13 protein-coding genes and 1 riboswitch are annotated in these 14811 nt (G+C 57.3%); of the genes, 1 reads left to right on the top strand and 12 read right to left on the bottom strand.

The window, feature by feature from the left end; all coding sequences use genetic code 11:
• Positions 1-41: 41 nt before the first annotated feature.
• On the top strand, positions 42-779 hold the full coding sequence (locus tag U5K34_RS07755; RefSeq protein ID WP_322567813.1) for a proteasome-type protease: 738 nt from the start codon (positions 42-44) through the stop codon (positions 777-779).
• Between the two features lie 269 nt (positions 780-1048).
• Here the strand turns inward: U5K34_RS07755 and U5K34_RS07750 are convergent, their stop codons facing one another.
• From U5K34_RS07750 to U5K34_RS07695, 12 genes are all read right to left on the bottom strand, one after another.
• Positions 1049-2134: a putative zinc-binding peptidase gene (locus U5K34_RS07750; protein WP_322567812.1), complete on the bottom strand. Its 1086-nt coding sequence runs from the start codon at positions 2132-2134 to the stop codon at positions 1049-1051.
• An 88-nt stretch (positions 2135-2222) separates the two neighbouring features.
• The gene (locus U5K34_RS07745) at positions 2223-3152 is read right to left on the bottom strand and encodes a carbohydrate kinase family protein (protein WP_322567811.1); all 930 of its coding nucleotides are present in this window, start codon (positions 3150-3152) and stop codon (positions 2223-2225) included.
• A gap of 21 nt (positions 3153-3173) precedes the next feature.
• The gene (locus U5K34_RS07740; protein ID WP_322567810.1) at positions 3174-3536 is read right to left on the bottom strand and encodes a diacylglycerol kinase; all 363 of its coding nucleotides are present in this window, start codon (positions 3534-3536) and stop codon (positions 3174-3176) included.
• 19 nt (positions 3537-3555) lie between these two features.
• Complete coding sequence (gene gcvPB, locus U5K34_RS07735) at positions 3556-5004, bottom strand: aminomethyl-transferring glycine dehydrogenase subunit GcvPB (RefSeq protein WP_322567809.1); 1449 nt, start codon at positions 5002-5004, stop codon at positions 3556-3558.
• A 218-nt stretch (positions 5005-5222) separates the two neighbouring features.
• Positions 5223-5723, bottom strand: coding sequence for a thiol peroxidase (gene tpx, locus U5K34_RS07730; RefSeq protein WP_322567808.1), 501 nt, complete (start codon positions 5721-5723; stop codon positions 5223-5225).
• Between the two features lie 64 nt (positions 5724-5787).
• Positions 5788-7152 (bottom strand): aminomethyl-transferring glycine dehydrogenase subunit GcvPA, encoded by a 1365-nt coding sequence (gene gcvPA / locus U5K34_RS07725; protein ID WP_322567807.1) that lies wholly within the window; start codon positions 7150-7152, stop codon positions 5788-5790.
• 44 nt (positions 7153-7196) lie between these two features.
• Complete coding sequence (gene gcvH, locus U5K34_RS07720) at positions 7197-7592, bottom strand: glycine cleavage system protein GcvH (protein ID WP_322567806.1); 396 nt, start codon at positions 7590-7592, stop codon at positions 7197-7199.
• A 30-nt stretch (positions 7593-7622) separates the two neighbouring features.
• Positions 7623-8714: a glycine cleavage system aminomethyltransferase GcvT gene (gcvT, locus tag U5K34_RS07715; protein ID WP_322567805.1), complete on the bottom strand. Its 1092-nt coding sequence runs from the start codon at positions 8712-8714 to the stop codon at positions 7623-7625.
• A gap of 45 nt (positions 8715-8759) precedes the next feature.
• On the bottom strand, positions 8760-9683 hold the full coding sequence (gene lipA / locus U5K34_RS07710) for a lipoyl synthase (protein WP_322567804.1): 924 nt from the start codon (positions 9681-9683) through the stop codon (positions 8760-8762).
• 144 nt (positions 9684-9827) lie between these two features.
• A riboswitch (glycine riboswitch) is annotated at positions 9828-9915 on the bottom strand.
• A gap of 346 nt (positions 9916-10261) precedes the next feature.
• Complete coding sequence (locus tag U5K34_RS07705; RefSeq protein ID WP_322567803.1) at positions 10262-11860, bottom strand: iron ABC transporter permease; 1599 nt, start codon at positions 11858-11860, stop codon at positions 10262-10264.
• Between the two features lie 114 nt (positions 11861-11974).
• Positions 11975-12973, bottom strand: a complete 999-nt coding sequence (locus tag U5K34_RS07700; RefSeq protein ID WP_322567802.1) for an extracellular solute-binding protein — start codon at positions 12971-12973, stop codon at positions 11975-11977.
• A gap of 145 nt (positions 12974-13118) precedes the next feature.
• Positions 13119-14336, bottom strand: a complete 1218-nt coding sequence (locus tag U5K34_RS07695; protein WP_322567801.1) for a cation:proton antiporter — start codon at positions 14334-14336, stop codon at positions 13119-13121.
• Between the last annotated feature and the right edge of the window lie 475 nt (positions 14337-14811).

The raw sequence follows: 14811 nt of genomic DNA, 5'->3' as shown, positions 1-14811 counted from the left end.
CCATTTGTACGCTTCTTTACGACGGGTATTCGATTAATAACATGACTTATTGTCTCGCTATTCGGGTCAACAAGGGCCTGGTCTTCGCCTCGGACTCGCGGACCAATGCGGGGGTGGATTACGTCACCACCTACAGCAAGATGCACCGTTTCAACTGGCCCGGCGAGCGGAGCGTTGTCATCCTCACCGCCGGCAACCTGGCCACGTCCCAGGCCGTGATCAATCATATCCACAAGGACCTGGAAGATCCCGACGCCGGGATGAATCTCGCCCTCGCCGGTCACCTTTACGAGGCGGCTCACTATGTCGGCAAGCTCAGTCAGCGCGAGCAACAACAGCATGCACCCGCGATGGAAGGCTCCAAAAGCAGCGCCGAGGCCAGTTTCATCCTGGGCGGGCAAATCGCCGGCAAGGATCCGGAAATTTACCTGATCTACCCCCAGGGTAACTACATCAGCGCCTCCCCGGAAACGCCATTTTTGCAAATCGGCGAGAACAAATACGGCAAACCCATCCTGGATCGGATTATCGGCGCCTCTACTTCGCTGGAAGACGCCGCCCGCTGCGCCCTGGTCTCGCTCGATTCCACCATGCGCAGTAACATCTCCGTCGGTCCGCCGCTGGAACTGGCGATCTATCAGGTCAACAGCCTGGAAGCGCCACGGCACATCACCCTGACACTCAACTCCCCGATCTACAAATCCCTGCAAAAACGCTGGAACGAAGGCCTCAAACGCTCCTTCAACCGCCTGCCCCGCTTCGACTGGGAAGAAGAGTAACCCCCGGAAAGTTCTTGCCTCATTTTTATTTTCTGTGGAATTAACGCGGAGGACGCAAAGACGCAGAGAACGCAAAGTGATTATTGTGTTCAATTTGGCAGGTTATGGCCTCTGGGAGAGAATCGAAGCTCTATGTAGAGTATCCGAAATATCGAATACAAGTATTCAATGCTTAAGACTCAATATTAACGATTATTTATTTTGATTCTCCGCGTCCTTTGCGTCTTTGCGACCTTTGCGTTATTTTTTGCGCAATGAAAAGGGGTGATTCACCCCTGACGATCGGTTATGAGATGATGGACAAAGCGGAGTTTTTCCAGTACCGGAGCCGAGAGGACGAAGGGGTAGGCATCCGGCAGGCCCATGCTGCGATTGAGGGCATTGAGGCCGATGGTCAGGCTGGTCCAGTCGTCCATCAGGGCATCGAAGTTGGCGCCTTTGACCGAGGAGAGATCGCTTTCGCCGCGGTTATCGCTGGCCGCATGGGGATCGTTCTGGATACGAAAACCGATATCGTTGGCGGTTTCCAGGGTATCCACCATGTGCAGATAATGCGCCCAGGTTTCCGCCCAGTCTTCCCAGGGATGGGCGCTGGCATAACCACTGATAAATCCGTCCTGCCAGCTTGAGGTGGGCTCCTGCGTATAATAATTCTCAAGCGCACTTTGATAATCCAGACGCTCATCCCCGAACAACGCCCTGAAATCGTCCAGCCGCCCGCCAAACCGGATCAATCGCTCCCAGTAATAGTGCCCGATCTCGTGACGAAAATGGCCAAGCAGGGTCCGGTAACCTTCGTTCATCTGCTCGCGCATCTGTTCGCGGGCGCTATCCTCCGCTTCGCGAATGTTGATGGTAATGATGCCCTTGTGATGGCCGGTCATCACCTGGTTAACACCGGTCAGGGTATTGCTGAACTCGTCACGCCGATTCTGGTCCTGCATAAACTTGAAGGCGAGTCCCTGTTGCGGATCGTCCCGACGCCCCACCACCGGCAGCTCCAGCCGGTAAAGGGTATACAGCAGACGCCGTTTGGCCAGTTCAATCCGGTGCCAGAGTTTGAGATTCTGCCCCTGTGACAGGTTGGGAATGATCTGGTTCAGGCGACAGGAAGCACAATATTTTTTCCCCTCGTCCACCGGCACCAGCCAGTTGCAGATATCGTATTGGGCGTAGTTGTCACACAGCCGGTAGTTGCGGCCATTGGCCAGGGATCGCCACACGCCTTCGCCGGCAGATTCCAGCGCACTGAGCTGCATATCCTCGCGAATGAAACCGAGTTTACGGCCACAAACAATGCATTGGCTGTTCTCAAAATGCAGGGTGTTGCCGCACTGGCAAATGGAGGTCTTCATGGCAGCTCGACTTGTCGGTAGTGTGTTGGACTAATCATAGCCGCTCATATTCGCATAAAAAAGCCCGCGTAAGCGGGCTTTTTTACTCTTAAAAGCTCATATCGAAGCTTTCTTTGTAGCGTTTTTTGAACTCGTCCATGGTAAAACTGTGGTTCTGCGGGCCGGTCGACTCGACCTTGATCGCCCCCATCAGCGAGGCAATGCGACCGGTGGTTTCCCAGTCCATGTCATTGAGCAAACCGTACAGAATGCCGGCCCGATAGGCGTCGCCGCAACCGGTCGGATCGTTGATGCCCTTGACCGGGGCGGTCGGGATTTCATGGCGATGCTGTTTAGTATAGATTTGCGAGCCTTCACCACCGCGGGTAATGATCAGTGCATCGACCATTTCCGCCAGTTCATGCGGGGACTTGCCGGTGCGCTCCTCGAACAGCTGCGCCTCGTAGTCATTCAGCGCGATATAGCTAGCTTTTTCGGCGAAATCCATCAGTTCATCGCCGCCAAACATGGGCAGCCCCTGGCCCGGGTCGAAAATAAACGGGATACCCTGCTCGGCAAACTGTTCGGCATGCTGAATCATGCCGTCACGGCCGTCCGGAGCAACCAGTCCCACCTTGACGCCATCGGCATCCTGGACCCGGTTTTCATGGGAGAAGCCCATGGCGCCGGGATGAAAAGCGGTAATCTGGTTATCGTCCTTATCGGTGGTAATAAAGGCCTGACCGGTATAGCTGTTAACTTCCTTGATATGCTTGCGGCTGATGCCGTTTTTATCCATCCACTCGGCATAGGGAGCAAAATCGGTACCGACGGTGCCCATCGGCAAGGGATCGCCACCCAGCAGTTTCAGATTGTAGGCGATGTTCCCGGCGCAACCACCGAACTCGCGGCGCATCTCGGGCACGAGGAAGGAAACGTTCAGAATATGAACCTTGTCGGGAAGGATATGATTCTTGAACTGGTCGGGGAAGACCATGATGGTATCGTAGGCAAATGAGCCACAGATTAATGCAGACATAGATTACTCCTGATTTTTCGTTTAATTAGTGATCCGGTCAAAGAGCAGCAGGCCCCAGATAACCAGAAAATTGATCAGCGCGATAAATACCGCCGCCGATCCAATATCCTTGGCCCGACCGGAAAGTTCATGCCATTCACTGCTGATACGATCCACGACAACTTCAATCGCGGAATTGAACAGTTCGGCCAGCAACACCAGAAACAGGGTGCCGAACAATAACGCATATTCAACGGCATTACGCCCCAGCCAGAATACGCCGGGCGTCAGAACGACAAACAGAATCAGCTCGGTACGCACTGCCGGCTCGTTGGCCGCGGCGGCCCGCAACCCTTTCCAGCTATACCCGCCGGCCCGCCAGATGCGCCTGATTTCGTTTATCATTCGGCCAGTTTACCCGAATTCATTCGGGTTTCCAGGCGAGATCCAGCTCCTTGGCCGCCTTGACATCATCCAGACGTCGCACCGGCATGGTATGCGGCGCCTGTTTCACCGTCTCCGGCGAATTTTCTGCCTCGCCCTGAATGGCGATCATCGCCTCGATAAAGGCGTCGATATCTTCCTTCGATTCCGTTTCCGTCGGCTCGATTAACAGACACTCGGGCACCAGCAACGGAAAATAGGTGGTCGGTGCATGGAATCCGTAATCGAGCAGCCGTTTGGCAAAATCCATCGCGTTAACACCCAGCTCTTTGGCCTGTTTGCGCAGGGTCACGATGAATTCATGCGTGGCACGGCGTTGCGGATAGGCCAGTTCGAAACCGGCCTCGCGCAGGCGGGCCTGCATATAGTTGGCATTCAATGTGGCAAACTCGCTGACCCGGTGCATGCCTTCCTTGCCCAGCAGACGGGCATAGATATAGGCCCGCAACAGAACCCCGGCATTACCCATAAAGGTGGACAGCTTGCCGATCGATTCGGGGCGCTCGTTATCCGTCAGCCAGCGATATTGATCGCCTTCCTTGCTCAGCAGCGGCACCGGCAGATAGGGCTCCAGCCGCTGGCTGACACCGACCGGTCCGGCACCGGGACCACCGCCGCCGTGCGGAGTGGAGAAGGTCTTGTGCAGATTCATGTGAATCACGTCAAAACCCATGTCGCCTGGCTTCACCTTGCCCAGAATCGCATTGAGGTTGGCCCCGTCGTAATACAGCAGGCCACCGGCCTCGTGCACGATGTCGGCAATCTCCTTGATCTTGCGCTCGAACACGCCCAGGGTCGACGGATTGGTCAGCATGATCCCGGCGGTCTGTGGACCGACCGCGGCTTTCAGGGCTTCCAGATCCACATCGCCCTCGTCATTGGTCGGGATCTCGCGCACCTTGTAATTGCACATCACGGCGGTCGCCGGATTGGTGCCGTGCGCCGCATCGGGCACCAGGATCTCGGTGCGGGCCTCGTCGTTACGGGATTCGTGATACTTGCGAATCATCGCCACGCCGGTGAACTCACCCTGAGCGCCAGCCATCGGCGCCATCGAGACGGCTTTCATCCCGGTGACATCCTTGAGCATCTCCTGCAATTCATACATGCAGGCCATGAAACCCTGACTCATGCTGTCCGGGCTCATGGGATGGCGGCGCAAAAAGCCGGGCAACATCGCCAGGGTATTACAACCCCGCGGGTTGTATTTCATGGTGCAGGAACCCAGCGGATAGAAATGGGTATCAATGGAGAAGTTCTTCTGCGACAGCCGGGTATAATGGCGCACCGCCTGCATCTCGGACACCTCCGGCAGGCTCGGCTTCGACTGGCGTCGAAACTGATCCGGAATGTCATCGATCGCGACATCCTGCAACGGGGCCTGCGGCGGATTGGTCCGGCCACTTCTCGATTGTTCAAAAATCAACATAATCTCATCTCAAGTTCATCAAACAACGTCTCATCGACGATTCATACAACCATAGTGTCAGCTGGTTTTTAAATTTTTTACCGCAGAGACGCGGAGTTCGCAGAGTATTTAATAAACCCAATGATATCCTGGGCTGTTGTCTACACATTAATTACTTCTCTGCGTTCTTTGCGCCTCCGCGTCCTCCGCGTTACTTTCCAGAGCGAAGAAAAATGGATCTAACCCAGCGCCGCCAGGGCCTTGTCGTAGTCCGGCTCCTGGGCAATTTCGGGCACCATTTCGGTGTAGACCACCTTATCGTTTTCATCGACCACGACCACGGCACGCGCGGTGATGCCGGCCAGCGGGCCGTCCTGGATCAGCACGCCGTAGTCCTTGGCGAAGTTCTTGTCGCGCATCATGGACAGCGGGATCACGTTATCCAGCTTCTCGCCGGTACAAAAACGGCTCATGGCGAACGGCAGATCGGCGGCGATGATCAACATCACCACATCATCGCGCCCCCTGGCCGCTTCGTTGAATTTCTCGGTCGAGGTGGCGCAGACCGGGGTATCCAGACTGGGCACGATGTTGAGCAATTTTTTCTTGCCCGGGTAGTTATCCAGACCGACATCGTCCAGATCGGCCGTGGTCAGTTTAAACGCCGGAGCGGCGCTGCCGACAGCCGGCAGATCGCCGTTGGTATTGATGGTGTCACCTTGCAATGTAATCTGTGCCATGACGCTCCTCCTTACAGGATGGGTTTGGCCTGTGCCGTTTTTGCTTTCACACAACAGTCCGCCACTACAGGCGGCTGGTGATACGCTCAACCGCTTCGACGAAGGCATCCAGATCGGCCTCGGTCTTGGTTTCTGTTGCACACAACAGCAGACAGTTATCCAGTTCCGGATAATCCTCTTTCAGCGGGTAACCGCCAACAATGCCCTGTTCCGACAGGCTGTTCAGAATATCCTGTACCGGCTGTTTCAGGCGCACGACGACCTCGTGAAATACCGGGCGATCGAACACTTTTTCGGCGCCGTCGAGTTTGTCGACCAGCTTGTCGGCCAGTTTCACGGTGTTGGCATGGCTGTGGCTGGCGACCCGTTGCAGTCCCTGGGGACCGAGCAGTGACATGTAAATGGTTGCCGCGGTCACCAGCAGGCCCTGGTTGGTACAGATATTGGACGTGGCCTTGGAGCGACGAATGTGCTGCTCGCGGGCCTGCAACGTCAGGGCAAAACCTTCCTTGCCGTCCAGATCCACGGTGCGGCCGATAATCCGGCCCGGCATCTGGCGCACATAGGCCTGGCGACAGCACATGAAACCAAAGTACGGCCCGCCGGAAGAGAGCGGCGCCCCCAGCGGCTGACCATCACCGCAGGCGATATCGGCACCGATTTCGCCCCATTCACCGGGTGGCGCGATCAGTGCCAGCGACGTCGGGTTGACCACCGCAATCACCAGGGCGCCATGTTGATGGGCCCAGTCGGTCAACGCATTGACCTCTTCCAGGTTACCGAAGAAATTGGGCTGTGGAATCACCAGCGCGGTGAAATCACCCGGATCGTTGGGCAGCGAGTCGGGATCGATAATCCCGCTATTGCGATCGTAGTCGAGCTCTTCGAGCACGATGCCCTGATTGTGCACGATGGTGTGCGCCACCTTGCGATAGGACGGATGGACGGTGCGCGGCATCAGAATGCGTTTGGCTTTCGATTTACGATTGGCGCGCACGGCCATCAGAACCGCTTCAGCCAGCGACGAGGCACCGTCATACAACGAGGCATTGGAGACATCCATGCCGGTCAGACTGGCCATCATGGTCTGGTATTCATACAGCAGCTGCAGCGTGCCCTGGCTGGCTTCCGCCTGATACGGCGTATAGGCCGAATAGAACTCACCACGGGTGGTCAGTTCCCATACCGCCGCCGGAATATGATGTTCATAGGCCCCGGCGCCCAGGAAACACAGCGTGCGCGCATCCTGATCGGCGCGCTCGTGCATCAGCCGGGTGACTTCCATTTCATTGGTACTGGTCGGCACGTCCTGCAGCCCGGCACTGCGCAGGTTTTCCGGGATCTCGTCAAACAGCTGTTCGATGCTGTCGGCCCCGATGGCCTTGAGCATTTCAGCGATATCTTTTTCGGTATGGGGTATAAACGGCATTCTGTTTACCTGGTTACATCAAAGTTCAGTTTGAAGACGGATATTCAGTGTTCGTCTTCGGCTACGACCTCGGCATACGCATCGGCATCCATCAATGCATCATAGGCCCCTTCGTCTTCGGGCTTGAGCTTGAAGATCCAGCCATCACCATAGGGATCGTTATTGATGGTTTCCGGGGCATCGGCCAGTGCTTCGTTGCTTTCGATCACTTCACCGGCAATCGGGCAATAAACGTCCGAGGCGGCCTTGACCGATTCGATCACGGCACAGTCGTCGCTGTCTTTAAAACTGCTACCGACTTCCGGGACTTCGACGAACACCAGATCACCCAGCAGTTGCTGGGCATGATCGGTAATACCGACAACCAGCGTGCCGTCTTCTTCACGTTTGACCCACTCATGGGATTTGGTGAACCGCAGTTCCTGGGGAATATTGCTCATGATTTTTATCCTCTGAAATGTTCTGAATACTTAAACGTCGATACAGGCTTTGCCGTTACGCACAAACGGCGGCTTGACAACCCGGGCGGTCAACGGCTTACCGCGTACATCCACCTGGCAATGCGTGTCGACCGAGGCCGGAACCCGGGCAAAGGCGATCGACTTGCCCAGGGTCGGAGAAAAACTGCCGCTGGTGATTTCGCCGGCCTCATTGCCGTCGACAATCACCTTCTGATGATCGCGCAACACGCCGCGATCCTCGAGCACCAGCCCGACCAGCTTGTGTTTGACGCCGTCGGCCTTCTGTCTGGCAATGGCGGCGCGGCCAATAAAGTCCCGATCTTCCGGCTCCCAGGCCACGGTCCAGCTCAGGCCGGACTCCAGCGGCGTGGTGTTCTCATCCATATCATGGCCGTACAGATTCATGCCGGCTTCCAGACGCAGCGTATCGCGCGCACCCAGACCGGTCGGTTTGACACCGGCCTCGACCAGTTGTTGCCAGAAACCGGCCGCCTGATTCGCCGGCAGAATAATTTCATAGCCGTCCTCGCCGGTATAACCGGTGCGCGCGACCTTGAACTCGCCCAGCTCGCGCATGACAAACGGTTTCATGTCACCCAGTTTGTCGGCGGCCTCGCCCCCCAGCACCTGATGGGCCTTGTCGCGGGCATTGGGGCCCTGAACCGCGATCATCGCCATCTCGTCGCGCTCAGTGACGCTGACCTCGAAAGCGGCGGCCTGTTTTTCGATCCAGGCCAGATCCTTGTCGCGGGTCGCGGCGTTAACCACCATGCGGTAAAACGTATCATCCAGATAATAGACGATCAGATCGTCAATCACCCCGCCCTGCTCGTTGAGCATGCAGGTATACAGGGCCTTGCCGGCAGTCTTGAGCTTGTCGACATTGTTGGCCAGCAGATACTGCAAAAACGGTTTTACCTTTTCGCCGCTCAGATCGACGATGGTCATGTGCGAGACATCGAACATGCCCGCGTCACGGCGCACCTGATGATGCTCCTCGATCTGCGAGCCGTAGTTGATCGGCATGTCCCAGCCGCCAAAATCGACCATCTTGGCGTTGGCGCGAAGGTGTTCTTCGTATAGCGGAGTACGGTTACCCATAAGCCTGGTTACTCTTGAATCAGATAAAAAGAAAGAACAGAAAAATCAGTTCTGCTGTTCTTCGGCATGATAGGAAGAACGCACCATGGGGCCGGACTTGACCCAGCCAAAGCCCAGCGCCCGGGCCTGTTTGCCATAGTCGTCAAACTCGGCCGGCGACAGATAGCGCTTGACCGCCAGGTGATAGCGGCTGGGGCGCAGGTACTGACCGATGGCGATGCGGCTGACGCCGACCTCGCGCAGATCGCGCAATACCTGCAGCACTTCCTCGCGGCTTTCGCCGAGGCCGAGCATGATGGCGGACTTGGCTTCGACACCCGGCTGCAGAGCGGCCAGGCGCAGCATCTCCAGCGAGCGTTCATAACTGGAACCCTTGCGTACCTGTTTATACAGTGACGGGACTGTCTCCACGTTATGCCCCCAGACCATCTGCAGTTCGCTGCTCGGATGCACCGCCTGGCGCAGCGCGGCGTTCATAATCTCGATGGACTGTTCCTGACAGCGATGAAAATCGGGGGTCAGCAGCTCGACGCCGATCGCCGGCTTGTCGCGCCGCAGTGCCTTGACGGTTTCAGCATAGATGGTGGCACCGCCGTCGGCCATGTCGTCACGATTGACCGAGGTCAGAACCACGTAGTCGAGCCCCATGTCGCGCACAGCCGCGGCAATGCGCTCCGGCTCCTGATCGTCGAACCAGCCGGGACGGCCGGTCTTGACCGCGCAAAAACCGCAGGCGCGGGTGCAGGTATCGCCCAGCAGCATGAACGTGGCCGTGCCCTGGCTCCAGCACTCGCCGCGATTGGGACAACGGGCTTCCTCGCACACGGTGTGCAGGGTATTGCTGTGCACGCTGCGCGCTGTGTGGGAATAATTGACGTGATTACCGAGCGGCTGGCGAATCCACTGGGGCATACGCCCGGCATTCGGCTCGTGGGAGAAATCGAAAACTGGAATGACTTTATCGCTCATGGTGCCCGGTCAACCTTTAACTGGTGAAAATAAAAAAGGGCGAAACATAAGCAGTTAGCTGCTTTGTTTCGCCCCTCTGTCCTTTCACCTGAGAGCTTCAGCCCCTTCGGTGCCCCGCATATCGAGGTCTCTCCAGAGTCAGCCTTATTCCCCGCGGTCCTTTTGCCTGAGCGATTCCGGGCGGTTGCGCCTTCGGCGGCAGGTCAAGCCTGCACTCTCCCACAGGGTAGTGGCTTATAGTGTGATCTTAACGGGTTGAGCAAGAGAAGCCAAGGTGAATTTGGGGAAATACCGGTGATATTTATTGGGTCTTTGCAGTAGATAGTAATGGTGGAAGTAACGCGAAGGACGCAAAGACGCAAAGATCGCAGAGGTTTTTTAGTCGCTCATCTGGTTTGTTATTGCGACTTGATATCGCACAATTCTTTGATTACACATCAATAAATTAAGCCACCTGATGCGGGAAAATTCTCCAGGTACGGAAGTGTTACTCAAGAGATTACACAATATATTTTCTCTGCGTCCTTTGCGTCTTTGCGCCCTTTGCGTTTTTTTCCAGAGCGCCTGAAAAATCCCGCTCAGCGCTGTTTGACCGGGCGCATGAGGAACCAGAGCACCGGCAGGGTGCCGATGACCAGCATCAGGGCGGCGGGGGCCGCGTGTTCGAGCATTTCCTCGCTGGCTTCGATCCAGATGCGTACCGGCAGGGTGTCGAAGCCGGTCGGTCGCAGGATCAGGGTGGCGGGCAATTCCTTGAGGGTGTCGATGAACACCAGCACCCAGGCGCTGATCATGCCACCGCGGATCATCGGCAGTATGATGCGGCGCAGATTTTCGAAGGTCCCGGCGCCGAGACTGCGCGCGGCCTCTTCCATTGAGGGCGTCAGTTGCTGGGCCGCCGCTTCCTGGGCCTGGATGGCCAGCGGCAGAAAACGGATCAGCATGGCGATCACCAGCACCGCCAGGCTGCCGTAGAGAATATCCACCTGGCTCAGGACAAAGGCCAGGATGCCCAGCGCGATCACCGGCCCGGGCAGCACAAAGCCGACGCTGGAGACATGCAGATAGGTCTGACTCAACCAGCTGCGTTCCCGCGCGTGATAAAGCGCCACCGGCAACGCCACCACCACGGTCAGGCTCGCGGCCAGCACGCTGACCAGCAGCGAGTTCCCCACATAACCCCAGAACCGGTCGCTGATGAGATCCTGCATCCAGGCCTCCCAGCTCCAGATCAGCATCCAGAGAATCGGCAGGACAAAGGCAAACAGGGCGATCAGGCCCAGCCAGAACCAGATCGCGACGATCTCGAAGCGGGTGGCCCGACGGGCGGTATAGCGTTTGGCCTGCGCCGTGCCGTAGTAACGCTGCCGGTTACGAAAGAAGCGCTCCAGGATCAAAAACGTCAGGCTCAGGGAGACCAGCACCAGGGACAACCCGGCCGCCGCGTTGTAATCAAAGCGCCCGGTCATCTGCAGGTAAATACTCAGGGTAAACGTCTGATAACGCATCATGCTGACCGCGCCAAAATCGGACAGCACATGCAGCACCACCAGCGCCAGACCCGCGGCAATCGCCGGGCGCATCAACGGCAGATTAACCCGCCAGAAGACCTGGGCCGGGCGCGCCCCCTGAATGCGGGCCGCCTCTTCCAGGTTTTGCTGGGAGCGGGACAGGGAGTCCTGCACCAGCAAAAACACATAGGAAAAGCCGGCCAGAGTGAGAATAAAACCGACCCCCACTACATTGAAGAGATCCGGTATTGCCACCGCCTCGCCAAACAGCCATTGCCAGGCCTGGCCGATCCAGCCGTCATCATCGAACAGGGTGGTATAGATATGCGCAAACACATAGGTGGGTATGGTCAGGGGCAGGACCATCAACCAGATGGCAAGCCGCCGGCCCGGAAATTCCCGCCGGGTAATCCACCAGGCGGCGGAGACGCCCAGCACCATGCTGCCGACACCGACCAGTACCGACAGGGACAGGGTATTCCATAACAGCCCCGGCAACCGACTGCTCCACAGGCCGGCCCAGCCTTCACTGTCCAGCTGCAGACTGCTGTAGATGACAAACACCAGAGGAATCGCCGCCAGCAACACCACCAGTAGCGACAGGGCGCCGCGCAGGGTCAGGCGGGTGTTAAACAGCGGCAGAGTAACGGTTTGTGTGGCACTCAAATCGGCGATCTTCAAACAGGCTGGATTAAATTAAGTTGCCGCCCGGGATACCGGGCAGCCGGATAAAAACAGCTGTCGCGCTAACGGCGATCCGTTACCGCAAGGCTAACCGAATTACGGCATGCCGACTTCTTCGATCAGATCCAGCGTGGCATTGCGCATTTCCCCCAGACGCGCCATTGGCACATCGGCCACCTTGTAGGAATCCAGCGGCGGCACTTCATCGGCAGCCGGGACACCCGGACGCGTCGGATATTCCCGATTGACCTCGGCGAACAGCTTCTGGCCCTGTTCGGAAGCGGCAAAGGCCACGAATTTTTCCGCCGCCTCGACTTTCTGGCTGTGGCGACTCATGGCAATACCAGCCACGTTCCAGGCCACGCCCATGCCGTCTTTACCCTGGTCCGGAATAATCACCTTCAGGGGCGCGTCAGGATGCTGATCCAGATGGCGATAGATGTAATAGTGATTGACCAGCCCGATCGCCTTTTTACCGTCCGCAACCGCGTTAACAATCTTGCTGTGCTTGTTAAACACGCTGCCATCCACATTATCCTTCATGCCCTGCAGCCAGTCACCGGTGACCTCTTCGCCCGCCGCCAGCATGTAGACGGTCACCCCGGCGATATAGCTTTCGTTGCCGCTGTGGGTGATGGCCAGCTTGCCTTCCAGGCGCGGATCGGCCAGATCAAACACCGATTTGACGAAGTCTGTTTCCGACTGTTCGCTGTTGGCGACCAGCATCCGGGCCCGCGCCGAGAGTCCCAGCCAGGTGTTATCCGGCGCCCGGAAGTTGGCGGGAATCACACCGGCGATCGACTCGGGAACCGGCCGAAACAGTCCCATCTCGCTGCCTTTTTGCAGATTGCCGGCATCGTTGCTGATATACAGATCCGCGTCGGTCCGCGCGCCTTCCAGTCTGAGCTTGTTCAGCAAGGTGGTGGATCCCCCGGCATGCAGCAGCACCTGGATGCCGGTCTCTTTTTCAAACGCCTCGACCACCGGCTTGACGAATTTGTCCGAGCGGCCGGAGTAGATCACCAGCGGATCGGCCGCCAGTGCCTGCAGGGAGAAAAGCCCTGCTAAAAATACGAGTAAAAGACGTGATTTCATAATTCTCCCACCTATATATAAATAGAATGCCTGTTTATTTGAATGATAATAATTATCATTTGCAAAAGCAACAGGCATCGATTCGGGAACAGCGAAAAATCCTGGCTGCAACACGCATAACGGCCCGGGCGGCCGGTAAACCCTGTCAGTCTCCGATATGGCGAACCAGTGAGCGAAAGGTCAAACCCTGCACCACAACGGCAAACAACAGAACAACCGCACTCACCAGTACCAGCGCCTCGCGCGCCTCGCCGGGCGGCAGAGACAACACCAGCGCAATACTGATTCCTCCGCGCACGCCACCCCAGGTCATGATCTGAACCGAACCCGGTGCCTGGGCGCGAAAACGGCGCAATACGGTGACCGGTAAGCCCATGGCGATAAAACGGCCCAGCAACACCAGCGGCAGAATCGCCAGCGCCGCCAGCAGGTATTCCATGCGAAAACCGGGCAGCATCACTTCCAGGGCGAGCAGAACGAACAATGCCGCGCTAACCAGCCCGCCGATCAACTCCCAGAAATCGTGCAAATGCCGGCGCGACTTCTCGCTCATGGCCAGTAAAGTGCCATGATTGCCCAGCACGAGCCCGGCGGCCAGCAAGGTCAACGGCCCGGACAACGCCCCGTGCCCGGCCAGTACCAGCGCCCCGGCCACCAGCGCCAGCAGAATCAGCACTTCCACCTGGTAATGGTCCACATGCCGTAACAGGCGATAAGCCGCCAGTCCGATAAGCAGGCCGAACAACAGGCTGCCCCCCACCTGCCAGAGTACCCGATCAGTTATCGCCATCCCGCCGGGCGCAACCATGGCCATCAGCAACACGAACAGCACCACCGCCAGGCCGCCGGCAAGCACCGACTCACCCGCCATGCGATGCTGCAACTCGGGCGCAACACGAACCCGCGTCAACAAACCCCGCACCAGCACCGGATCGGTCGGTGCGATCAACGCACCGAACAACAAACCGTATAGCCAGGGTAAGGTGATGCCGAGACCGGCCAGAATGATCCAGCCAAGCGTCCCGACCAGGAACACCGACACGCCCACACCCAGGATAACCAGTGCCAGAACGACCCAGGTTTGTCTGGCCAGATCCGCCAGATTCAGGCGCAGGGCGCCGGCAAACAACAACAGGCCCAGCAACCCCGACACCAGCGGTTCATACACCGCATGCCCCCGCAGCCAGAGCTGCGCCTGCACCGCCGGCCCGCCCGCCTCGGTCCCGATCCCCAGCGCCAACGACCACAACAAGGCCATCAGCACCAGTCCCAGCATGATCGGCAAGCGCAGATAGCGTTCATTCAAAAACGCAAACCCCGCCATCAGCACCAGCAACACCGCGGCAATATCAAGGGGATCCATAAGCGATCACAAATTCGTATGATAGATAAGGATATTAAGGGTTTACAAAGGCTTTGCAAAGCCGGGCCGGCAGAATTTAGCACCCGTCGATTATCAGATTAACTGGAAAATAACGCAGAGTTCGCAGAGGCGCAAAGACGCAGAGGAGAACGATACAAGAACTTCCTTATCGCTCGAAAGTAGCATCACAGTGCGGTAAATTCTGTTCTTCTATGCGGGGCACCGTACATTTCAGAGCCCATATACTGATGCAACAACCCGGGTTCACACAGGCTACGCCAACATGACTCACAAACCGACTTACCACGAAGACACGAAGCAACGAAGTAATAACCACTTACTATTTTTCTTCGTGTCTTCGCGACTTCGTGGTGAAAACGACTCTGACAGGCACCAGCTATACTTCTCCGCGACTCTGCGCCTCTGCGAACTCCGCGGTTCTTCCCAGAAGCCCATATACCGATATGATCGCTTG

It is taken from the genome of Thiohalophilus sp. (genome assembly GCF_034521165.1).
Lineage (GTDB): Bacteria > Pseudomonadota > Gammaproteobacteria > UBA6429 > Thiohalophilaceae > Thiohalophilus.
The sequence above is the reverse complement of the archived record's forward strand: the minus strand, read 5'-3'. Positions and strand labels throughout refer to the sequence as shown.